This is a genomic window from Kribbella sandramycini, from assembly GCF_013131805.1.
Taxonomy (GTDB): Bacteria; Actinomycetota; Actinomycetes; order Propionibacteriales; family Kribbellaceae; genus Kribbella; species Kribbella sandramycini.
Map to the genome: position 1 here is coordinate 15,196 of NZ_JABJRC010000013.1, position 21,120 is coordinate 36,315.

General features: G+C 65.9%; 26 protein-coding genes and 2 pseudogenes. 17 read left to right on the forward strand and 11 right to left on the reverse strand.

Annotation, left to right across the window (positions count from 1 at the left end):
- Positions 1-207 precede the first annotated feature (207 nt).
- The 8 genes from HPO96_RS35025 (at position 208) to HPO96_RS35060 (ending at position 5,266) form a co-directional block, all read left to right on the forward strand.
- The gene (locus tag HPO96_RS35025) at positions 208-546 is read left to right on the forward strand and encodes a hypothetical protein (RefSeq protein ID WP_171678773.1); all 339 of its coding nucleotides are present in this window, start codon (positions 208-210) and stop codon (positions 544-546) included.
- Positions 530-1,801, forward strand: coding sequence for a hypothetical protein (locus tag HPO96_RS35030; RefSeq protein WP_171678774.1), 1,272 nt, complete (start codon positions 530-532; stop codon positions 1,799-1,801). The genes HPO96_RS35025 and HPO96_RS35030 overlap by 17 nt, the downstream gene beginning before the upstream one ends.
- Positions 1,802-1,831: 30 nt before the next feature.
- Positions 1,832-2,140, forward strand: coding sequence for a hypothetical protein (locus HPO96_RS35035; protein ID WP_171678775.1), 309 nt, complete (start codon positions 1,832-1,834; stop codon positions 2,138-2,140).
- Positions 2,137-2,343, forward strand: a complete 207-nt coding sequence (locus HPO96_RS35040; RefSeq protein WP_171678776.1) for a helix-turn-helix transcriptional regulator — start codon at positions 2,137-2,139, stop codon at positions 2,341-2,343. The genes HPO96_RS35035 and HPO96_RS35040 overlap by 4 nt, the downstream gene beginning before the upstream one ends.
- 101 nt (positions 2,344-2,444) lie before the next feature.
- Entirely contained in the window at positions 2,445-2,780 is a 336-nt protein-coding gene (locus tag HPO96_RS35045) for a hypothetical protein (protein WP_171678777.1), read from the forward strand.
- Complete coding sequence (locus HPO96_RS35050; protein WP_171678778.1) at positions 2,764-4,080, forward strand: hypothetical protein; 1,317 nt, start codon at positions 2,764-2,766, stop codon at positions 4,078-4,080. Before HPO96_RS35045 ends, HPO96_RS35050 begins: the two co-directional genes overlap by 17 nt.
- Positions 4,081-4,112: 32 nt before the next feature.
- Entirely contained in the window at positions 4,113-4,679 is a 567-nt protein-coding gene (locus tag HPO96_RS35055) for an ImmA/IrrE family metallo-endopeptidase (protein ID WP_171678779.1), read from the forward strand.
- A gap of 2 nt (positions 4,680-4,681) precedes the next feature.
- Entirely contained in the window at positions 4,682-5,266 is a 585-nt protein-coding gene (locus tag HPO96_RS35060; RefSeq protein ID WP_171678780.1) for an ImmA/IrrE family metallo-endopeptidase, read from the forward strand.
- Positions 5,267-5,312: 46 nt separating this feature from the next.
- Here the strand turns inward: HPO96_RS35060 and HPO96_RS35065 are convergent.
- Together HPO96_RS35065 and deoC are read right to left on the reverse strand one after the other, a co-directional pair.
- A pseudogene (locus HPO96_RS35065) lies at positions 5,313-6,074 on the reverse strand (integrase core domain-containing protein).
- A gap of 256 nt (positions 6,075-6,330) precedes the next feature.
- Positions 6,331-7,089: a deoxyribose-phosphate aldolase gene (deoC, locus tag HPO96_RS35070; protein ID WP_171678781.1), complete on the reverse strand. Its 759-nt coding sequence runs from the start codon at positions 7,087-7,089 to the stop codon at positions 6,331-6,333.
- An 88-nt stretch (positions 7,090-7,177) separates the two neighbouring features.
- Between deoC and HPO96_RS35075 the strand changes: the two genes are divergently transcribed.
- Positions 7,178-7,879 carry a GntR family transcriptional regulator gene (locus tag HPO96_RS35075; protein ID WP_171678782.1) on the forward strand — a complete coding sequence of 234 codons (702 nt, stop codon included), beginning with the start codon at positions 7,178-7,180 and terminating at the stop codon, positions 7,877-7,879.
- A 92-nt stretch (positions 7,880-7,971) separates the two neighbouring features.
- On the opposite strand, the gene HPO96_RS35080 is transcribed toward HPO96_RS35075, so the two are convergent.
- From HPO96_RS35080 to HPO96_RS35105, 6 genes are all read right to left on the reverse strand, one after another.
- Positions 7,972-9,105, reverse strand: a complete 1,134-nt coding sequence (locus HPO96_RS35080; protein ID WP_171678783.1) for a methyltransferase domain-containing protein — start codon at positions 9,103-9,105, stop codon at positions 7,972-7,974.
- Positions 9,102-10,040 (reverse strand): ATP-grasp ribosomal peptide maturase, encoded by a 939-nt coding sequence (tgmB, locus tag HPO96_RS35085; RefSeq protein WP_171678784.1) that lies wholly within the window; start codon positions 10,038-10,040, stop codon positions 9,102-9,104. Before tgmB ends, HPO96_RS35080 begins: the two co-directional genes overlap by 4 nt.
- A 16-nt stretch (positions 10,041-10,056) precedes the next feature.
- Entirely contained in the window at positions 10,057-10,287 is a 231-nt protein-coding gene (gene tgmA, locus HPO96_RS35090) for a putative ATP-grasp-modified RiPP (RefSeq protein ID WP_171678785.1), read from the reverse strand.
- Between the two features lie 11 nt (positions 10,288-10,298).
- Entirely contained in the window at positions 10,299-10,658 is a 360-nt protein-coding gene (locus tag HPO96_RS35095) for a hypothetical protein (protein ID WP_171678786.1), read from the reverse strand.
- Between the two features lie 162 nt (positions 10,659-10,820).
- Complete coding sequence (locus tag HPO96_RS35100) at positions 10,821-11,135, reverse strand: hypothetical protein (RefSeq protein WP_171678787.1); 315 nt, start codon at positions 11,133-11,135, stop codon at positions 10,821-10,823.
- A gap of 91 nt (positions 11,136-11,226) precedes the next feature.
- Positions 11,227-11,457: a hypothetical protein gene (locus HPO96_RS35105; protein WP_171678788.1), complete on the reverse strand. Its 231-nt coding sequence runs from the start codon at positions 11,455-11,457 to the stop codon at positions 11,227-11,229.
- Between the two features lie 177 nt (positions 11,458-11,634).
- Here HPO96_RS35105 and HPO96_RS35110 point away from each other — a divergent pair, with 177 nt between their 5' ends.
- The gene (locus tag HPO96_RS35110; RefSeq protein WP_171678789.1) at positions 11,635-12,342 is read left to right on the forward strand and encodes an XRE family transcriptional regulator; all 708 of its coding nucleotides are present in this window, start codon (positions 11,635-11,637) and stop codon (positions 12,340-12,342) included.
- 99 nt (positions 12,343-12,441) lie between these two features.
- Positions 12,442-13,020 carry an HD domain-containing protein gene (locus tag HPO96_RS35115; RefSeq protein ID WP_171678790.1) on the forward strand — a complete coding sequence of 193 codons (579 nt, stop codon included), beginning with the start codon at positions 12,442-12,444 and terminating at the stop codon, positions 13,018-13,020.
- Here HPO96_RS35115 and HPO96_RS35120 read toward each other — a convergent pair.
- Both HPO96_RS35120 and HPO96_RS35125 read right to left on the reverse strand, forming a co-directional pair.
- Entirely contained in the window at positions 12,977-13,453 is a 477-nt protein-coding gene (locus HPO96_RS35120; RefSeq protein WP_171678791.1) for an NUDIX hydrolase, read from the reverse strand. The genes HPO96_RS35115 and HPO96_RS35120 overlap by 44 nt on opposite strands.
- Positions 13,453-14,196, reverse strand: a complete 744-nt coding sequence (locus HPO96_RS35125) for a helix-turn-helix domain-containing protein (protein WP_171678792.1) — start codon at positions 14,194-14,196, stop codon at positions 13,453-13,455. Before HPO96_RS35125 ends, HPO96_RS35120 begins: the two co-directional genes overlap by 1 nt.
- Positions 14,197-14,663: 467 nt before the next feature.
- Between HPO96_RS35125 and HPO96_RS35130 the strand changes: the two genes are divergently transcribed.
- The 6 genes and pseudogenes from HPO96_RS35130 (at position 14,664) to HPO96_RS35150 (ending at position 19,563) form a co-directional block, all read left to right on the forward strand.
- Positions 14,664-16,097, forward strand: coding sequence for a helix-turn-helix domain-containing protein (locus HPO96_RS35130; protein WP_171678793.1), 1,434 nt, complete (start codon positions 14,664-14,666; stop codon positions 16,095-16,097).
- Positions 16,084-16,563 carry a PPC domain-containing DNA-binding protein gene (locus tag HPO96_RS35135; protein WP_171678794.1) on the forward strand — a complete coding sequence of 160 codons (480 nt, stop codon included), beginning with the start codon at positions 16,084-16,086 and terminating at the stop codon, positions 16,561-16,563. Before HPO96_RS35130 ends, HPO96_RS35135 begins: the two co-directional genes overlap by 14 nt.
- 103 nt (positions 16,564-16,666) lie before the next feature.
- A complete protein-coding gene (locus HPO96_RS35140; RefSeq protein WP_171678795.1) occupies positions 16,667-17,626 on the forward strand; it encodes a DNA primase in 960 nt (319 codons plus the stop codon).
- A 188-nt stretch (positions 17,627-17,814) separates the two neighbouring features.
- Positions 17,815-18,195, forward strand: a pseudogene (locus HPO96_RS39970) (DUF6283 family protein); the annotation flags it as partial.
- Between the two features lie 58 nt (positions 18,196-18,253).
- Positions 18,254-19,060 carry a hypothetical protein gene (locus HPO96_RS35145; RefSeq protein ID WP_171678796.1) on the forward strand — a complete coding sequence of 269 codons (807 nt, stop codon included), beginning with the start codon at positions 18,254-18,256 and terminating at the stop codon, positions 19,058-19,060.
- A complete protein-coding gene (locus HPO96_RS35150; protein ID WP_171678797.1) occupies positions 19,057-19,563 on the forward strand; it encodes a hypothetical protein in 507 nt (168 codons plus the stop codon). The genes HPO96_RS35145 and HPO96_RS35150 overlap by 4 nt, the downstream gene beginning before the upstream one ends.
- Positions 19,564-19,591: 28 nt before the next feature.
- Here the strand turns inward: HPO96_RS35150 and HPO96_RS35155 are convergent, their stop codons facing one another.
- Entirely contained in the window at positions 19,592-20,710 is a 1,119-nt protein-coding gene (locus HPO96_RS35155) for a hypothetical protein (protein ID WP_171678798.1), read from the reverse strand.
- Positions 20,711-21,120: the final 410 nt, after the last annotated feature.

The window sequence follows — 21,120 nt, forward strand, 5'->3', positions numbered from 1 at the left end:
CGCGCCGTCTCATGCGTCGTTCAACGGAGCGACCGCTTGGCCTGCGCGGACGCCGGGGCTGGCGGGAGGGCTCCTTGAGTGCCAGAAGTGTGACGAGATTTCTTCTGCGCAGAGGTCGAAAAGTTGCCTTCGACATCCGTTGAGCTGCCACAACCTCGCCAAGGCCGTCCGGTGCGGCGGGGCCGGCAGCAGACGGAGGAGATTGAAATGAGCGGTGAAGACGATCCGGTTCGCCGGCGCATTGCCCAGCTCGTGGCGCGCGCCGAGGCGATTGTCGAGCGGCAGGAAGCCGGGGCGAGCGATGGGCGGTGGGCGATGACCGCGTTCAGCCGGTACCGGCTATGCACGCTGGTCGGAGTACTGCCCTACACGCAAGACACGACCGAGGACGACGGCGACGCGTTGGGGCTACTTGAGGAAGCGGCTCAGGCGGTGGACGACCTGGAGGTTCCGCTGGAGGACCTGACCTGGCGCCTGGCTCTGGGGGACGCCATCCGGGCGACGGCGGCGAGTATCCGGGTGGTGCGCGATGCAGACGACGTATGAAGACGCGCTGTGGATCGCGCGGCGGACGATGGGGCGGTCGGTGCTGCGCGTTCAGGACGAGCGCGACAAGCAGCTAAAACCGGCCGCGGCCGAGGACTGGCGAAGTGTCTTGGCAGCCACAGCGAAACACCTGCGCGTCTTGGGGTACGACGTTACGGGCGTTGCTGCGCCGGAAGTCGCTGCGCACAAGCTCGGCGCTGTTGGTCGCGCGATCGAAATCGCGTCGGACGTCTTGGAACGTCAAGGGGACGAGCTGCCCGAGGTACTGGGCGGCGATCCAACCGCCGTGCAGGCCGCGCAAGTGGAGGTCGCGCAGATCGCGCTCGCCGCCCTCGACCTCGCGGGGTCAGATCCGGGGATCAACCAGTTCGAGCGCAAGCAGCTGCGGGCGGTGGCAACGCAGCTCTATCCCCTGACAAGCCAACCTGCTCGGTACATCGGCCTGGGAACTCTTGGCGATCTTGCGACTGGGAGTCGGCTGAACGACGGCATCTCGCGGATGTCGCGCTGGGCGGGGCGGTGGGAGCGCGCGAGCGCGGTCGTGCCGGCCGACTTCATCGGCCCACCGGAGATGTTCGCGCTCAGCGCACAGCTGCATTTCGCCTGTGAGGACTCATGGCGCCTGGTGGACGGCCTGCTCGCCTCGCCGCACACTCGGCTTACCAAAAGGCACGAGGCGACGCTGTTCAGGCTGCGGACGATGTTGAAGCGTGCCAACGCCGGCGTCTTGACCGCCGCGAACTGGTGGAAGGAGCAGATTTCAGAGCCGCCGGAGATCGGATGGACGCCTCCAGAGATCACGTTCAGCGAGCTTCGCGCGGCGGCCGACGAAGTCATGCGCCCGGACGGCGAACTTCTGGGCGCTGCCGAGCTGGTGCCCGACCGCGCCACGGCTGACCGTCTGATCCAAACCGTCGATGAGCTCGCTTTTGCGACGCGGCAGGTTGCATCGCGATACGACCAGACGCTGTGGCGAAGCATCGGGCCCGGTGAAGAGATCGATCCAGACCACGATCTGGAGGGGATGCTGGTGGCGCTACCGCTGCCCTGGCATCCCGACAACATCACGGAGTCCGAGTCCAAGCTCGTCGCCTCCGTTATCTGGAGCGTCGATCAGCTGACCAGTGCCTTGGAGCTATCGCACAAGCTCGCCATCCAGCGGGGGGATGAGCGATCGGCAGACGATGTTCGGCCTCAGCCCACGGTGACGGATCCGGTCGATCAACAGCCGGAACAACCCGGCCCCAGTCTCTGACCCCATGAACTGAAAGAGCGGAGACGACAGATGGTGCGTGCAGGAGAGCGACCGGCGGCTCTGCGCCGGGCCCGCGAGCGGCAGGCTCGAATCGAGACTGCGACCGGTCGGACGGTCAAGGCGTTCGCGGATGTTGCGCGGGCGCGGTCCGCGAAGGCTGCGGCTGTCGAGCGCTGTGACGCTCGCATTAGTGCAGCTGAAGCGGCCGCGGAGAGCGAGACCGCGGAGTTCGTCAAGGTCTGTGGTTCTGCCGAGGCGGTGGCGGAGATCCTCGGAATGTCCGCGCGAGAGGTCCGCCGCGCGATCAAGGCCGTCCGTGAGCGACAGGGCAGCTCATGACAGGCCACCCGGACGACGAACCGTTGTGGGACGCCGACCAGGTCGCGGCCTACCTCAAGGTGCCCAAAGCGACGCTCTACACCTGGCGAAGGACCCGCTACGGGCCGCGCGGACGACGAGTCGGACGCCATCTACGCTATCGACCCAGCGAGGTCATCGGCTGGTTCGCGAACCTCGACGTCGACGACGGAAACGATGTGTGAAGAGGCTTCGAGCGAAAAGTTGTCCTCGGCATCCGTTGAGTTGCGTGAACCAGGCGATCCGGTCTGGAGAAGCGCTGGAGAGTTCAACGGAAGGAACATCGATGAGTCGAGACAACGATCCGCGCAGGCAGCGCGTCGTCGAGCTGGTGACGCGGGCAGAGGTGATCGTCGAAAGATTGGAGACACAGGCCACCGATGGCCGGTGGGCTATGACGGCGTTCAGCAGGTATCGCCTGTGCGAACTGCTCCAGATCTCGCCGTCCGGGTCCTGTGAGGGCGACCTCGAGGTAGACCCGGCGGCACTGCTCGAAGAGGCCGCGCTGACGGCTGATGAGCTCGACGGTCCGGTCGAAGATCTCGGCCGGCTTCAACTCGGTGATGCGCTGCGGACCGCGGCGAGCGACATCCGGGCGGTGTGCGATGCGCGCGACGTATGAGGACCTGCTGCGGGTCGCTCGCCGGACCGCCATCGAAGCCGCGCGGTCCGGATACGACAACCGATCGCAGGCGGTTGAGGACTGGGCGGCGGTGATGGCGGCGTCCGAACACCACTTTCGCTGGTTGCGTCATCGGTTCGAGGCCGCGGAGCTGTACTCCGGCGCGGCCGCACGGACTGATCGGCCACTCGGGCGCCTGGCCCAGGTGATCGGCGCCGGCAGCGACCTGCTCGCCAGTCAGGACGCGGCGAACGCCCGACTGCTCGACAACCGCCGCAGCCTGCAGGCCGCACGCGCCGAACTGGCCGCCGTCGTCCTGACGGCGGCCGACTGCATCATGAGCTGCACGCGGAGCAAGACACCCGAGCGGCGCCGCCTAGAAGCAGCGCGTACGGAGTTGGAAAGACTGGCGGACGCCGCGATTCCGCGCGGCGGGCTCGGAGCACTTGGCGACCTTGCCACAGGGCAGCCGATCAGCGCCGACGATCCGCTGTCGGTCATCCCACGTTACGCGGCGCGCTGGGAGCGGGCTGAGGACGGCCTTGCGCTCGAGACGCTCCTCACCCGCGACCTGCGATCGACCACGGCGCAAGTCCGATCGGTCTGCGGGTACGTGTGGCACCTGTCGGACGGCGTTCTCACTTCACGGCACGCTGAACTCGACGCTCGGCACGGCCACCAACTCAATCTGCTCAAACAGACACTCCGGGCCGCGGAAGCCGGCGCGCTACGTGTTGCCGAATCGTGGCGACGAAGGCTCTCTGACCTGTACGGAGCGACCGGTACGCCGAGCGAGGCGGCGTTCATGGCGCTGAAGGCCACGTTGGATCAGATCGTCCGGCGGGGTGATTCGTTGCTCGAAGCCGACGAGTTGGTGCCGGACAAAGCGACCGCACTGCGCGTCTTGGAGACCGTCGACGAGATGGTTTGGTCGACCGAACAGGTCGCTCGCCGACAGCAGCGCGCGGTTGCGGCGCTGGTGAGCCAAGGACGCCTGTTCGTCCCACGGCAAGAAGCCGGCAAGTTGGATGTCAGGTATCTGCGAAGGCCGGCGACGTCGAGGCCACTCCAGAGCCGGTGGCTCCGAACCACCGAACCGGCGTTCTTCACCGAACTCACGGCGTGCGTGGCCTGGACTGCCGATCACCTGACGGCCGCCTCAGACATCGCGCGCCGGCTCGCCGGGACGTCCCAGGAACGACGACCCGAACGCGGCGGCCCACCCCGCAGCCCGGCGCCGTACCTCGAGATCACGAACTCTGCGCAACCCGGACAAGAGCCCAGCACCCTCGACCGCTGACCACCCGGTATCCAGGATCAGGAGAGCTTGCTATGAGCAATGAACCGACGACCCGCTATCCGACGCTGGAAACGGCCAGTGACCGCCGGCTCTGGGACGCACTCACGCATCTCGCCGGGCGCACCGGCTTCACCGTCGCCGTACGCCGACTGCGCCCGCCACTCCAGGCCATCACCGCCTACGAAACCAAACAGGTGGTGATCGCCGACAACCTCGACCGGATCGGCGCATTGACCCAGCTGGCCCACGAGCTCGCCCACGTGCGTCTCCACGCCACAATCCTGCGGCCAGACCAACCACAAGACCGAGCTCTCCGCGAGCTCGAGGCCGAGTTGGTCGCCTGCACGGTCCTGCTGAACAACCGTGTCGAGCCGGCCTCATCATCCGCCGACCTCATCGCCAACAGGGCATTCGAGCTCGCCCCTGACACACCAGCTGAACTGGCGACACAGATTTGTGAGCGGCTCCTTCTCCCGGCCACAAAGATCTGCGACGCCGTCCGCGACTACATCGACGAGCACCCGCTCCAACGCCGTCCGAACCCGAGTGCCGCCACACCGGACCCTTCTGCTGTCCAGCCAGACGGTCCGGGCCTTTGAACATGGACGCCAACCAGCGGGCTACCTCGCCGCGGCGGGCTGCCAACGAAACGCTCAGCCCAGCAGGTGTCCGTCGGCTCTGGAAGGCCCTCGAACACCACCTGCAGCTCAAGGGCTACCAGGTCGTCGTACGGCGCCTGGAACCATCGAGATGCGGCTTCACACAGCACCCGGAGAAGCTGGTCGTCATCTCCGACCGACTTAACGACGTCCAGGCCGTCGCCCGCCTCGCGCACGAGACCGGCCACGTCTACCTTCACGCAGCGATTGACGAAGCCACCGCAGAGGAGCCGCCCGCCGTCCGAGAGATCGAGGCCGAGCTCTTCGCGTACAACGTCCTCTCCTTCAACGGCGTCAAACCCGGATCAGAGCCGTTCGAGCACATCAATAGATGGGCCGAAAGCGTCGAACCACAGACGCCGGAACACGTGGTCGAACGCCTGCTTGATCGAACCAAGAAGACGACCAGAAGTCTGCGCGCTTCCGTAGCCCGTCACATGAACGATCATCCGAGCTCAGTCGAGCCGCACTCGAGCCGCGACAACTTTTCTCACCTCGCGCCCGACTGCGACGGTCCGGTGTTCTGACCACGGGAGGAGCGAACGGCGGAGGCCGTCAGTATTTCACTGACGGCTAGCTGTAGGAGGCGAGGACCTTGGTGACGCGTGCCGGTGTCGCTGATGCCGGCGGTTTCCCGCGGTGGGCGCCGTGGGGCCGGTGGTAGTTGTAGTGCAGGTTCCACGTCTCCAAGGCGCTCGCGCGCTGGGCCTCTGGTCCAGGTTCTCACGTGGAGGAACTCTTCGGCGAGGATGCGGTTGTACCGTTCGACTTTCCCTTTGTGCTTGGGCATGTACGGCTTCGTGCGCCGATGCTCGGCACCGTCCAGTGCGTCGGCGAAGGCGCTCGAGCGATAACAGGAGCCATTGTCGGTGATGATCCGCTCGATCTTCACAATGCCGTGTTGAGCGAGCCAAATCCGTGCCCGGTCGAGGAACGCAACAGCAGCGGATGCTTGCTCGTTTTCCAGCGCGTCCGCGTACGCCGACCGGGTGTGGCCGTCGATCGCGGAGTGCAGGTAAACGTACCCGGCGCTGATCCCGCGCGTTTGGTGCGCGATGGCGTTCGCCTCGCTGCTGCCTCTGCCGAAGGCACGCCATCCGCCGCCATCGGGGATGCGTCCAGTCTTCTTCACGTCTACATGGACCAAGTGGCCGGGATGTTTCGCGATGATCTTGCGCACCTCGCGGTTCGTCTCCCATTCCTTTCGATGTGGGTGCCGGCGGTCGCGCGTGAGATACCCATGTCTGCTGCGACCTGCGCGATCGGGCGGGTGCGGCAGCGCTCGACCAGTTGCTTGCGACCCTCGGGAGTCAGCGGGGCATTGCGTTGAGTCATCGGCTCGGCGCGGTGGCCGTGTGTTCTGGCCGAACTGCCCGAAGAGTTCCGTCTGGTCTCCCTTCCAAGGGGAGCGCCGTGCGGCCGGCGACGGTGACGAGCTGTGGCGTCGTCGCCTCGCGGCCAGTCGCGGATCGGAACCCTGGTTCCTTCGACGATCGATCCGTCCGATCGCACGAGGGGCGACTTCGATCTTCGTTCCGCCGAAGTCGCCCCTCGTGGACGACGGTGTCAGTCATGCCTTGTCCCGCCTCTTCTAGTACGAGGAGGCGGAGTCGCTCGAGGCGGCAGCCGGTGCGGTACCCGTCAGACGCGCCTGGAGGTCATCGAGGATCGCCGATGTGGCCGTGGCGCCGAAGCGCACCGAGCCGAGCGCGTTCAGGGCCAGCAGCGCATCCAGGGTGCGCACCCCGCCGGCGGCCTTGACGAGAACCTGCGGGCTCACAGTGGCGCGCATGAGCGCGATGTCCTCGGCCGTAGCACCGCTGGGCGCGAACCCGGTGCTCGTCTTCACGAACGCCGCACCCGCACGCTCCGCAGCTTGGTAGCCCGCGACCTTCTGGGACTCGCTGAGGTAGGCGTTGTCGAAGATGACTTTGACCAGCCGGCCCTGGGCCGCCTCCACGACCGCGGCGATCTCCTCTTCAGTGAAGGCCGCGTCGCCGTCGCGCAGACGACCGATGTTGATGACCATGTCAACCTCCCGTACACCGGCCGCTACGACCTCGGTCGTCTCGAAGACCTTGGTCGCTGTCGAGGAGCTGCCGTGCGGGAAACCCACGACGGTCCCGACCGCCACGCCGGTCCCAATCAGGCGCTCGACCGCGAGCGGAACATCGGCCGGGCGTACGCACACCGACGCTGTCCGGTAACGCGCCGCGATCGCGAGGCCGTCCATCACCTCGCTCGTGGTGAGCTCGGGACGCAGCAAGGAGTGGTCGATCATCTTCGCGACCGTCTCGACGGCCGGCAGGTCTCCGGTCCACACCGGGTAGGCAGAAACGGGAACAGCCATCTCAGAAGCTCCATGTTGTCTAGGTTGTCTATACAATATGGATCGCTCATGTTTCTGGCAACATGGGTCGACTGCGAGAGGAGGCGACATGGCCAAGCAACCGCTCTACGAACGGATCGTGCGCGAGCTGCTCATCCGCATCGACGAGTTGGACGACGGCACTCGCGTTCCTTCCGAGCCGCAACTCGCCGCCGAGTTCGGCGTCTCCCGGATGACCGCACGCGCTGCCCTCTCCACCCTGGAGCGAGACGGACTTCTCGAGCGGGTCCCCGGCCGCGGCAGCTTCGTGCGCAAGTCCCCGACCACCCGCCGCGCCGCGCAACTCCTCAGCTTCCACGACCAGGCGATCGCCGCAGGAAAGACCCCCAGGTCCCAGGTCCTCGCGGCGGACAGGCGCGCTCCCACGGCCGTAGAGGCCCGCGCCCTGGGCGGCCCCGCCGAGGTCATCGCCATCACCCGCATCCGCCTGATGGACGAGATGCCGATCGCCGTGGAAGAAGCGGCGTTCATTCCCGAACTCGCCGAGCTCCTGAACGCAGACCTCACACACGACTCAGCCCACGACACGATCAGACGCCTCGGCTTCACCCCAGCAAACGGCCGTGCCGTGTTCGGCGCTCGAGAAGCGGGCGAACACGCCCGGCACCTCGGCGTGACTCCACACGCAGCTCTCCTTACGGAGAGTCGCACCATCTTCGACGCCGATGGGAGACCCCTGGAGCACACCACGAGCTCCTATATCCCCAGCCGCTACACCCTCGACGTCGACTTCACCATCCACACCCCGTAGTCCAGGGTGCGGTCGGCAGTTCCGTCGCAACCGTCAATGACCTCATGACCAGCAACAATTGGTTCACCCGCCGAGCGCCGGACGATGGGTGGCTAGAGGCGGATAGTCCACAGGCCGTCCGGGCTCGTCACGGTGGTTGTGTCCGGACCGAACTCGACCTCCAATTCATGAAGCGGGAAGCGGGCGGCCTGGTCCCAGCGAGCGCGGACGCGTTCGAGGTCGTCCCAGAGGCGGCGAGGGCCGCTCTGGTGGACCCGGCCGGTCGCCTCCTCGGCACGCGCCCACGAACCGTCCGCGGCGAGCAACCAGGTGGTCGTGACGCCGCCGTCCGTGGCCGATCGGTGCTCGACGCCCGAGGTGTCCAGCTCGAACAGCGTGCGCAGCTCCCAGTCGCTCCAGAGGTTCGGCGCCGGCTGCTGGAGGTCTCGTACGTCGTCGCCCTCCGCATCGCGAGCAACCGCGTAGACCTCATCCAGCCGCGGCGGATAGTCGGCGGCACTGCGGGTACGCATGAAGCTCGCCGGACCACGCTGAACACGACCGCGCGCCACCAGACCTCTGCCCAAGGTCGCGGACACGAGAAGCGAAGTCTGCGCGATCGTCGTCACGATTCGGCCGCGTGGCCGGAGTGCGGACAGCCACGAGCGGGGGACGGGGCGAACAGACACCGTGGCGATCATCCGGTCGTACTCGCCCTCCGGGAGATCATCGGTTGCGTCAGCAACCATCAGCCGCGGCTTCCGGCCGAACTCGGCCAGTCGATTCCGTGCGGCCCGGACGAGGTACCTGTCGACGTCGATGCTCGTCACGAGGTCATCGCCTAGTCGGTGAGCGAGGAGCGCGGCGGAGTAGCCGGAGCCGGTGCCGATGTCGAGAACCTGTTGCCCCGGCTGAGCGTCGAGTAGGTGCAGCATGTCAACGATCAGCCCGGGCATCGTGGACGACGAAGTCGGCGCGCCTTTGGCCACGTCGGTCGGCTCGGCGAGATCAGCGTGGAGCGGGCCGACTCTGGTTACCAGGGTCTGGTCGGAGTAGGTCGAGCGCCACGGGTCGTCGGCGTCCGGCACAACCAGCTCCCACTCGAAAGCGGGGCTGCCTTCCACCCGCTGCCACCACTTCGGGACTAGCTGATGACGGGGAGTGGCACGGACGGCGCTCCGCCACTCCGGTGCATCGACCGTTATCTGTGCGGCAAGCTGGTCGTTGGCGTCAGTCCAGTCGGTCACGCCTGCTGATCCTTTCGTTGTAGGGCGTCGGCTATGGCCTCGACCAGCGGGACGTCGGCTTTCCCCGCGAGCCAGTGCCATTGGCCGTTGGGATTGACTTCGAAGAAGACCCAGCGTCCGTCCGGAGTGACAGCGAAGTCGAGCGCGCCGTAGAACAGGCCGAGTTCCTCCATGAGAAGGCGGACACCCTTCTCGACCTCTGGAGGTGCTTCAAGCCGCTCGTAGGTCAGCGACGCGTAGTCGGTCCGCCAGTCGAGCCTGCTCGCCTCGCTGTGGGCGTGGATCGCAACGGGGAACATCCGCTGCCCGACGACGGTAAGCCGAACTTCGAAGGCCTTCGGAACGCGCTCCTGGAACAGATGTGCCGTACCGGCGACGGACTCGTCGAGGTCTTCGGCGCGCAATACTGTCGTCGGGATATACCGGTGACGCTGGTCAGGCGTCAGAACGCCGCCGCTCAGCCCCTTGTAGATCACGCCGTCGGCCCCGATGAACTGCAGAGCATGCGCATGATCGGAGGTGATGACAGTCGCCGGTACTTCCAGACCTGCTCGTGCTGCGGCTGCGAGTTGGACCGGCTTGTAGTTCGCAGCCGAGTCACAGGCGGGATGGTTGATCCATCGTGCCTGCAGAGAGCCGAGTACTCCGAGTACGCCGACGCGGGCCTCGGCGGCCGCGAACGCTCGCGCCTCGTCGGGCCACTCCGTCGGGATCGAGAACTCGCCCGGACGGCGCCACCACACCGAGCTGATCGACTCCAGGTCAATGCGGTGGTCGCCGCCGAGTGTGCCCTGCCAGCCCTGGCTGCCCAACTCCACCGCGAGCTTCGAGCACACTGGAAAATCTGCGGTGTCGTAGCGGACCACGGGTACCCGACGCTTCATCAACTCGTGCACGACCGCGTCGGCCGTGATGTCGTCGCGGTTGGTCAGCACCAGGACTGTACTCATGTCAGTAGTTGTCGGTCGCATTGTCCGAACCCGGCCGTTGGCCGTCCCCGGTATCGGTTTCGGTGTTCGTCTCGGGCAATGAACTCGTCTGTGCGTGGTACGGGTTCCCGTTGGTGTCGACGTTCAGCTGAAGCTTGGCGCTGTACGAGACCGGCAGGTCGACCTTCCGGGCGATCGGTGGCGAGGCCAGATGCCGGACGCCGAACGGCGGAGCAGCCAGATTCGCTGTCATAGTGGTTCTCCTTAGTCGCGAGGGTCATGGACGCTGACGACGTAGAGGATGACTTCGAGGTCCTCCTCCAGTTCGGCAATCCGCGCGTCCTGATGGTTGCCAAAAGCATCAAGTGAGGGAACGACCACCCCGGACGCTCCGGAGCGCTCGATGGCGAGAGTGAGATCCGTGAAGGCCGGCGCGTCGTCGTCGTGTTCAAAGTGTGGTGGTGAGCCGGTGCGCTCGAAGTAGATGGTCCCGAGCTGCATACGTGCCTCGTTGGCCCAGCTGGAGAGCTGAGCCTCCACCATCGTGTGCTGGCTGTGGCCGGCGAAGGGGGAGAGCCGCGCGTATCCCAGAACCAACGGACGCAGCAGAATGACGTTACTCATGGCACAGCCTTCTCATCTTGCCGGTTTGATGAATGAGGTGGAACGGGGGAGTCTCCGGCGCCAGAGGTGGTTGAGCGACGCCGGAGACTCCAAGCGGGCGGGCGGCAGAGCACGACAAGACGCCGTCCCGCGTCGCCGTGATTGCGCCGAGCGCCCGCCGCATCAGTAGGCCTCTGAGGCCAGGACGGCGTGGCCGGATGAACGCTCCAGCTCGGCCACGACCGTTGGCAAATCGCCGTACGGCGCCAGGTGAGCTGCGCTCGGTACGACGACGGGCACCTGCGCCCCCGCTACCGCGGCGCGCAGCTGATCGAAGGCGTCTGATTCGGCGTCGGGCTTCTCCGCATAGACCTTGGCCAGGCAGTAATCCCAGCGCTCGGCGAACGCGGCCATCCGACTGCGTGCATCGGAGGACTCGCGGGTGGACCCGAACACGCTTTCGTTCAGGAAGCCGAACAGTTCTCGCTGCCCGCTCATCTACGACCCCGCCTCAGGTCGTAGACGAGATCCTTGGCCATCGCGATCGCCAGGACGGCCGTGCCGATGATGAGAATCCAGAGCCCGGCGCTCACCGCGAGTTCCTTCGGCGCTCGGGCAAATAGAGCCACCTCGGGTCGGGGCCAGGCGCACTGTCGGGCTGGTCGGCCGGGTTCAGCGTGACCGGCTGGCCCTTGAATCTGTGCGCCATCGCAGCCGCGAACGACTCCGCGCGCTCCGGCGCCATCCTCCGATCGACAAAGGCGAACTTCCCGTACCAGACGCGGACACGCTGCTCCTCAGATGCCTTTGTGCCTTGCATCTTCGGCACCCCTCCAACAAGTAGCCGGGTTGCTCGGCGGGCTGCCGAGCGTGGTCCAAGCCTCGTCGCGACAGGCCGGACAGCAGAACCGCGTCCGCAGACATTTACGGACATTTCGTGCTACTGTCCGAGCAGACATTTACCGACATCTACCCATGAGTAAGGGTGGTGTTCAGCGTGAACACGGTGCTTCGGCGCGCAATGTACGAGGCCGGCCTGAGCGAACTTGACCTATCGGCCGAGCTGGCCGTGGATCCGAAGACCGTCCGCAACTGGATGCACGGCCAGGTACCGCATCCGGGCACTCGCGCGGCCCTGGCACAGCTGCTCGGCGTCGACGCCACGATCCTCTGGCCAGCGCTCGACCGCTCGGTCGCAGGGACGGATCGACCGTCCGATCTGGTCGCGGTCTACCCGCGCTCGTCGACCATCGACCGCTCGGATTGGCTCGCCCTGTTCGCGGGCGCTCAGACCGCGATCGGGATCCTGACCGGAAGTACGAGGCTTCTCTCGGATCACGACGTCATCCGGACGCTCCGCGATCGGGTCAGGGCAGGTGCTGAGGTGCGGATTCTTCTCACGTCGTCGCCTGAGGGGACCTCCAGCACCGAGCCCCTGCCATCTGCCCTCGAGCGGTTGCTGATGGACGAGCCCGGTATCGAGCTTCGCCTGCACACGGCCGTGCCGTACAACTCGCTCTACATCGCCGACGACCAACTCTTGGTCAATCAGCACTCTTACGGCGTTCCGGCCGGGGAGTCGCCGGTCTTCCACTACCGCCGGACCGCGGACAGCGAGCTGTTCGACACCTACGTATCGAGCTTCGAGCTCGTCTGGGCAGCAGCCCAAGGCGACGCGCGGCTGAGCAGCCGTACTGCGACCTGAACCGGGCCACAGCAGGTGCATTGGCGGACATCTGGCGGGCCGGAGATTTCTGACGATGTGGTCACCATGTCCGGGTCGACGACGTACTGTCGAAGGGTGATGGCTGTAGAAGAAGCGCGATCCATCGCGGAGCGGATGCTCCGGGATCATCTGCCGCGGCGGTGGGCGCACACGCAGGGGGTCGGCGGGCGGGCGGGCGAGCTCCGTTGCGTGCTGGGGGAGCGCGCGCAGATCGTCGAGGTCGCGGCATGGCTCCATGACATCGGGTACTCGCCGCTGATCCGGACGACGGGATTCCATCCGCTGGATGGCGCTCGGTACCTGCGCGACGTCGTTGTCGCCGACGACGTCGTATGCCGACTGGTGGCCCATCACACGGGTGCGATCATCGAGGCCGATGAACGGCATATCCCGGAGCTGGCTGACGAGTTTGCGCTTCCGGATTCGGATCTCCTCGATGCGCTGACGTACTGCGATGTCACGACAGACCCGGATGGCTGTCGCATCGGAGTCGAGGAGCGGCTCAGTGAGATCCTCATGCGGTACGGCAACGGGCACGTCGTCCACCGCTCGATCACGCGGTCGGCGCCGGCGATCCGGCAAGCGGCGTCCGCCGTTCAGCGTCAGCTCGGCGCTAGTCGAAGTACAGGGTCGAACCGGGGGAGAGGTACTGCGTGATGCGCTGCCGCATCGAGCGGTGCATCTGAAGGTCGGCCAGCTGGTCGCGAGCGACCCAATGGACCTGCCTGCTCTCGCTGCTCGGCGTCGGTTCGCCTCCGGTGGCGCGAGCGCGGAGGAGGATCGAGAACTCCTGCCGGGCCTCGTTGTTGCTCGTGTAGAGGATGATGTGTTTCGGGTCCGTGTAGATGCCGAGGACGTCGAGGATCTCGCAGTCGATGCCGGTCTCCTCCTTCGTTTCGCGGACGCCGGCCTGCGACATGGACTCGCCGAGATCGATCGCCCCGCCGGGCAGCGCCCAATTGCCGTTGTCGGAACGCTCGATGAGCAGGATCTCGCCGGCTTCGTTCTCGATCACGACGTTCACCGACGGAACCATGCTGTTCGCGGCGGGCGCGTCCGGGTCGTCGTAGTAGTCGATCCGTCCGGGCATCAGTCCTCCGTCATCGGGGTGGCTTCGGCCCAGACGCGCTCGAAGCTCTCCAAGTAGTGGCTGGCGAGCTCACCGCCTGGGATCTTGCGCAGGTACCAGACCGGCGCCTGTGCGGCGGGCAGTCCGTAGATGTGGGTGTTGACGAACAGTCGATCGTCGGCGCGATAGATCGAGTTGTAGAGCACCGTCCGGTGCAGTCTGAACTCGACTCCGGCGACGGCAGGCAGATCGCCGTACAGGGCTATGGCGTTGCGGATCTTCGCCGCTAGCGCATCGCCGATCCCCTCCTCCAGACCACGGCCGGCGACCGTCGGGTCGGACGCGTCGCCGAGCAGGATCCGGATGCGCGCGCCCGTCTTCGCCTTGCGCCGCAGCAGTCGCTGGATGCCGGCGTCCTCGGCCAGGAACAAGCCGGCGTAGACCAGGATTCCGATCTCGTGGTCGCCGGCGTCGAAGAGGTGCCGCCACTCTTCGCCGGGAACGTCCGATCGGCGCGGGTAGACCTTGACGATCTCGCTCTCGGACACCGCGGCGGCCCGGTCCCGGGTCATCGCGTTGGGCCAGAAGTACGACTCTTCGCGGCCCAGGAGCGTGGCCAGCGCATGGCGGTTCCGGGGGAAGGGGAGGAGATCCTTCAGCACCCAGCGCTCGATGGTCTTCACATTGACAGCGAGCTCCTCTGCGAGTGCATGATGGGTGAGGCCTCGCTCAGCCATCGCCGCTCGCAGTCGTTCGTTAGCCACGAGTCCTAACCTAGGACATTTCAGGACATTTTGCGGTCATCCGAGAAGTCTTCGAGATGTCGGATCGTGCCGTGACGCTGTCCGGCCGCCGCCGGGCATCCTGCCTGCACGGACCCTGGGAGGGCTCATGCGAGGCAAACGGATGTACGCGTTCGAGATTTCGACCCGAAGCCTGGACGGCTCGTGGTCGACGGTGGCATCTGGGGTTGCTGAGTTCAGCCGACCTCCCAAGGCGAGCGTGCGGAGCATCGCTGAACGATGGATCCACGAGGAGACCGGACGCCTTCGTGGCGGTCGGCTGATCGTGGTCGGACGGCGGCGCCACGCTCCCCGCTGGCTTGTGCCGGCTGTGCGCATTCGACTTCTGGATCGGGCGGGGGAGTACCCGCTCGCGTCGGCGTACATCGGAGAGGACCGGCGGGACGCGGTGCGTCGCGTCGGGCTGCCCGACCTGGGGAGTGTTGATCGTGGCTGACGACCGGAAGCCGAACGAGCTGCTTCGGCGGGCGCGGGGGTCGATGTCGCAAGACCTTCTGGCCGAGAAGGTCAATGAGGTCATTTACCACGCGACTGGTCGAACTGCGGAGATGACGTCGAAGACGATCTCGGACTACGAGCGTGGCTGGTACGCGTGGCCGCGCGATGACGTGCGGAGTGCGCTGTGCCAGATCTTCGATGTAGAGACGCCCGAGGAGCTCGGTTTCCACGACACGCGCATGCGTCGGGCGTACGCACGTGCGCCGGTGGACTTGCTCGCGCTCGCCGAGGAGCGGCGCAGGCCGAGCGCGATCGAGCGGGTGACCGTTCCGGGCGGCCGCTCGTACTTCGGCGCCGAGATCTCGGCGCATTACTCGGCGGTGGAGCACCAGCAGACGAATCTGCTGCTCGTCGAGCCGGACGCCGAGATGCTGGCCGGGCTTGGTCGTCCGGACCGGCGAACGCTGGTCGTCGCGGTCGATCGAGACCGTCGGCACTACGTCGTTGACGGACGGCGTTTCATGGACCGTGCCAGCCGGAGTGACGGTCTGCAGGCGGTGCCGGCAGCGAACGTCGTCGACGACCTGAGTCTCGGGATCATTTGGGCGACGACGAACGCCGACGCCGCGCTCCTTGCCGACGACGCTCAGCTCGAGCGCAGCCAGGCATACGTCGCCCATCAAGAAGCCCAACGCGACTCGCGCGGCGACGTCGACGAAGTGCCCGCGCTCAACCGGGTAGCGAGTCTGTGGCTCGGGTCGTACTTCTGCTCGCGCCACATCGTCCGGCATCTCGACGCGATCGGCGGCGATCCGCTGTTCTGGACTCGTGAGCAGCGGGGTGAGGAGGCTGCGGCCTGGTTGCTGTGGGCGCACAAGTTCGACTACCTCCGGGGCACCTGGCGAAGATTCTCGACCATGCGTCGTGCGTTCTGCATCCCGGAGTCCGAGGTCAAAGAGTCGGCCGGCTACGAACGAGTGCTGTTCCTGCTCGCGATGGCCCTGATGGAGGCCTTCGACATCCAGATCGAGCTCAGCGGCGAGCCGGATCATGCCCGGGTCGAAGGGTTCGTTCTGGCCGACCAGGCGATCGTCGCGAACTGGCTGGGCAGCCCAGGGTTATGGTCCGTCGAGGCCAGCGCGTCGCCGGCCCGCGTCTCGACGTACCGGCAGCTCGCCGGCCAGGTCGCAGGCGAGTCACTGACGTCCCAGCCCACGCCGCTCGGCCGCCTCGCGGCAGCGGCGGAGTATCTCGGGGTGCCCTGGGAGTGGTTCCGGAGACGATGCACCGAACTCGCCGCGGTCGGCGTCGACGACATCTGCCATCCACGCAGCCGTCTAGTGTCGACCCGCGGCCTGAACACCGCGATCAGTTACATCGCCCACCTCGACGTCCTCGAAGGAGACGACTTTGCGCGCCGCTGAACTCACCATGGGAAGGACCTTCGCGGTCCACTTCGACCACGGCGACGACTTCTACACCGCCCTGGCCAACTTCTGCGCCCAGCACGACGTCCGCCAGGGCTTCATCCCGATGTTCATCGCCGGCATGCGCGAAGTCCAACTCGTCGGCACCTGCGAAAAGCTCGAAAACCCCGACGCCCCGGTCTGGACCTCGGTCCACCTCGAGAACGTCGAAGCCGTTGGCGGCGGCACCCTCGCCTACGACGAAACCACCGGCACCGTCCAACCCCACATTCACGTCTCGGTCGGCCTCAAAGCCCACTCCGCTGCCGCTCACACCAGCCACCTGCTCGGCGCCAAGATCCAGTTCCTCACCGAGATGTACGTCGTCGAGGTCGCAGGCCCCAAGTTCTCGCGGGAGCGGCTGAAGGACCTGTATGACGTGCCGGTACTCAGGTTCGGCGAGGTGCAGCGCGGAGACGTCTGAGTAAGTCGTCGCCTAAAGCAACTAACTGAAGATCGCCGACTGCTAGTCCTGGAACAGTGAAACCAGGTTCTGAACCTGATCGCGCGCGACGAGCTTCGTCGGCATGGATCACCTGGAAGCCTGGCGAAAGGGCATCGGACGCAAGAACCCACACCCGAGCGCGGTACCCACCAACGCAGAACGCCAACGACTGCTTGAAGTCAACCACGCCGCAGTACGCTTCTACCGCCGAGAGCTCTTCCGAGCTCGCGGTGCCTGGGCCTGGAAGTATCTGGAGCGCTCTGGGGCGAGTGACGTGCTGCAGCCGACCTCGGCCTGGCTCGCTGGCTACGCCCCGGACGCGCGATCGCGCCTGGTCGACCACCTCCAATCCCAACGCTTCGATCTGGACACCATCCGCCGCGGTGGACTCGGCGTCCAGGACGCCGGCGGCCGCCTGGTCGATCGCTTCCGCGACCAGCTGATGTTCCCGGCCCGAGACGACCTGCTCGCCGTCGTCGGCTTCGTCGGCCTGCGTAAAGGCAGCGGCGGCGTCTACTACACCAGATCACCACAGACCCAGATCCATCGCCGATCACGAAGCCTGATCGGGATCGCTGAGCAGCATGATCTCTTCCAGGCCGGCGCCGTACCCGTCCTCGTAAGCAACCCACTCGATGCTCTGGCGATCGAACGCACGAGTCGGCTAAACGCCAGGCAGTGGGCCGCCATCCCGCTAAGCGACACGCTGCTGTCAGCCGAGCAAGTGCGGACACTGCGCGCCTACGCGCAGGCAGACACGGTGATCGTCGTGCTCCCGGATAACGGCAGAGCCAAAGCACGGGCCGAATACCTCAGCGACCTCCCACGAGCCTTTCGCCACGTCCAAGCCGTCGAACTCTCCACAGGACACACCCCCGCCACCCTCTGGCGCGCCGGCGGCGAACGCCGTCTACACCACAGCCTCCTCGACGCCCGGCCGCTGTCCGACTACGTCGCACGACCCGGACCGCCCTCTCGTCGATACGTCCGAGAGCAGTTCACAGAGGTTGAAATCGATCAGCCGCCGACACCTGGGTTGTAGTGAGTTCGTCAACCGCTCGCGGCTCGGCGCCACCTGCGCGGCGTCGGCTGCAAGGACCTCGCTGCGGAAGCCCAAGGAGCTCTGAGAGGTAGTCTTCGCCCAGTCCCGTCGCGAGACTCGAAGGTGAACGGACCAGGTGGACGAACAGATCAACCCGCCCGCTCCGCGGCCGTGCGACTCCGACCCCGTACCGGACCGATGCGCCGTCCGGCGTCTGGGACGAATCCGAGTACGACAAGCTGGCCAGGTACGACGCAGCCACTCCAGACCAGCCTCACGGTCTGTTCCTTTGTCATCTGATCGATCCGAACAGTGGCCGAAGGCGAATCTGCGCCGGATGGGCCGCCTGCCACGACGGTGACGAACTCCTGGCCCTACGACTCGCTGTCTCGCAGGGCGGGATCAGCGAGGCGACCGCCAAACTCGTCCGGGACTACGTCTCGCCTGTCCCGGTCTTCGCCTCCGCCGCCGAAGCGGCCGCCCACGGCCGGCGCGACATTGCTCATCCCACTAAGAGGGCAATGCATGCAATCGCGAAGGTCGTGCGCATTCGCGCCGACGTACGGTGAATCCGTCCCCTCTATGTGTCATTGAAGTTCTGTCGGCGGTCCCTGCGAGACTCCCCGCATGACCGAGCTGATGATGGCAGCTGCGAGTGCCGTAACGAGCAGCTACGCGGGTACGGCCGTCCGTGACTTGAAACTCTTGCTGCTGTCCGGTCTGGGCTGGCTCGCGGCGGTGTCGCTATGGACTGGAAGGAGCCCAGGTCGGGAGCTGCAGTCGGCCATCGACTGGTGCGGGCTGTCGTGGTCGATCACTCCGGCTTTGACCTGGTTGGACGACCGATCTGACGCACTGGCTTACCTGGTGGTCGTGCTGATGTTCGTCATCGCCTTGGGAGTCCGGAGAGGGCTAGGGGAGTGGCTTGCCAACGGCCGTGTGCTCGGAGGAACAATGGTCGGCATACTCCTGGCCCTGGAGATCGGTATCCCGACCGTGGAGCTGACCGTTTTGGTGCTACTCGCATCGCTGTGCGCAGCGGTGCGCGAACGTAGCTTGATTACTGGATTTCTGTTCCTCGTCGCGCCGTGGTTGTTGCTGTTGCTGGTAGGTCCTGGGCTGTTTCTAAACGATCTCCTCGGCCTCAGTAGCCACCGCAGATTGGATCCGCGTAGGAGCCTGCCTTCGGTTGAACCGAAGACAGGGACAGTCAACGCGCCTGTCTCGACGAGGGAGGAGGGGATCCAGCCACAGGTGTTTCGTCCGTACACGGGCGAGCCAAGCGGCGAGCCGGCTTTGACTCGGCTTCGTGAGGGTCCACCACCTCCCGGCTCGACCCGCCGAAGGTCCCGCCGTGCTGTGACTCGCTTAGGCGGTCCGTCAGTCGAGCCGTTGGTGACGAGTAAGGTACGAGCGAACAGGGCGGCGCAGTGATCCCGGTGGTCAGCGAGACCCTCGCCGTCGTTCTGAATGTTGTGACTACCGTTGGTACGGCTGCTGCGGCTTTGGCGGCTGCGTTCGCCGTTAGGCAGGCGTCCAAGGTTGCGAGTCGTCAGCATGCGCTGATGGTGCAACGTGACCAGTTCCTGGACGCGGTGGCGCTGCTGGAGGCTTACGAGCGGTTGCAGGTCTTGCGGTATGACGCCGACTCCGACGAGCCCGATCACGCTGGCAGCGAGCGAATGGTGCAGGCATTGGCCGCCGAGGGGGAGTTCAAAGCCAGAGTACGAGCGTCCGAGGAGAGGCTCGAACTGACCCGTGCGGTGCTCTTCGATCACATACCGCCGCCTGAAGACCAGCTGGCCAAGGCGGCTCTAGAGTTCGGGTGGCCAGGTAGTCCCGAGCGTGAAACCACGAACGCGATTGTGGTCCGTGGCGAGATTCTCGCGATCGTGAATCGACGACGGGCGCAGCTGAGTGCAGCCTCGAAACGCTGAGCCCTGGCCGTAAGCGCTGTTTCGGTTGTCAGGCCATGAAGTTCTTGATGGTGGCTAGGAGCGCGCCGGCTGCGGCTGCAGCCGCGAGGACCTTGTTGTACATGCCCTGGGGGCGCCACGGGTTCCAAGCCCGGTGGTCGGCGAGATCTGCGAGATGTAGCCGTTCGGCGCCGAGGACGCGGAAGTCGCCGAGGACGGCGAGTCTGACAATTCGTGTGATCGTGATGTCGGAGTTGATGCTGGCCGCCGGTAGGCCTGACAAGGCTAGTCGGGTCAGGTCGTCGAAGAGGGGGACCGTACTCCGGAGCACTGCGCTGCGATCGAGCCACGACCACTGCCGAAGCCTGAGCCAGAGCACCGCACGCAGGCGCTTCTGCGTTTGTATCAAGGCCGAGTGCTGTGGGCTGAGGCCGGAGTTGAAGATCTCTTGCGGCGTGTTGTGGGTCATGCTGGATCGCCGACGGCTACGGACCTCGCCAGCTGGCTGCTCTTCGGGTGCGCAGGCGCGGCCTAGCACTCGGAGCAAGGCATCTGTCGGGTTGAAGGTGTCGCTGGTCAGTACCGCAAGCAGATGAAGGCAGCCGAGAACCAAGAGGCTGACGAAGCCGGCGGCGATGGCACCCGGTGTGCGGCTAGGAGGATCCCAGATCAGGGCTGCCATCCACACCAACGGGAACTGATCGCAGGCCACCATGATGGCTCCTGCGAGGTTGACGAGCACTCTAGAGCGCGCAAGATCGTGGATGTGCCGACCTGGAACGGAGTGAGCGCGAAGCCATCGCAGGTCGGTTCGCTTGATCCGTCGCAGCGCGAAGTACGAGTAGATCGCCGCGGTGGCGCCGAAGATGCTCAGCTCAGCCCCGACGGCGATAGCAATTGACCGCGGCACTGATCCGTCAAGCAGGCTGACGATGAAGTTGGCGATTAGGGCCGCCGCGAGTCCGGTCGCGCCCAGCAGGCCGAACATGCGTCGTAGGTAGCCACGTCGCGGACGTCGACGCCGGATCGGGCCGGGACCTGGCGGTCGTTCATAGGGAGAGAGTGCAAAGACCGCGGGTATGTAGAGCATGACGAAACCGCCGAGCATGATGCCCGTCGCGATGGCCATCCCGACCAGTGTGAGGAGGTAGTTGAGGAAGTCTGACACGGTTCTCCTGAGCGTTCTGAAGCCAGACGAATCATCATCTACGAGGAAATTTGCATGGGCAGGTTCGGTCGGTGCGTCACGCCTGGTGACGTCGATGCTGCACGGTCGGCCTGAGTCGTGGCTGCGGCGAGGTTGGACGGTCGCTTGAGGTGACCCGGGGGATACAGGTCTCGTGACTGGCGCCAAGATGCGCCTGAATTCTGAAAGTCGTGTGGGCTGAGACGTTGAGCAGGCCTCAGTCACCCCCCGGTGGGGTGTTGGACAAGGAGGCTGTGTGGCGCGGGAGCCGTTGCCGTTGGGGACGTGGGGGACGATCTGGACGCAGGTGGTGAGCCGGGACGAGGCTGGCCGGCCGAGACGACATCAGGCTCGGGCTTACCACCGGGACATGGACGGCCGCACTCGGTTGG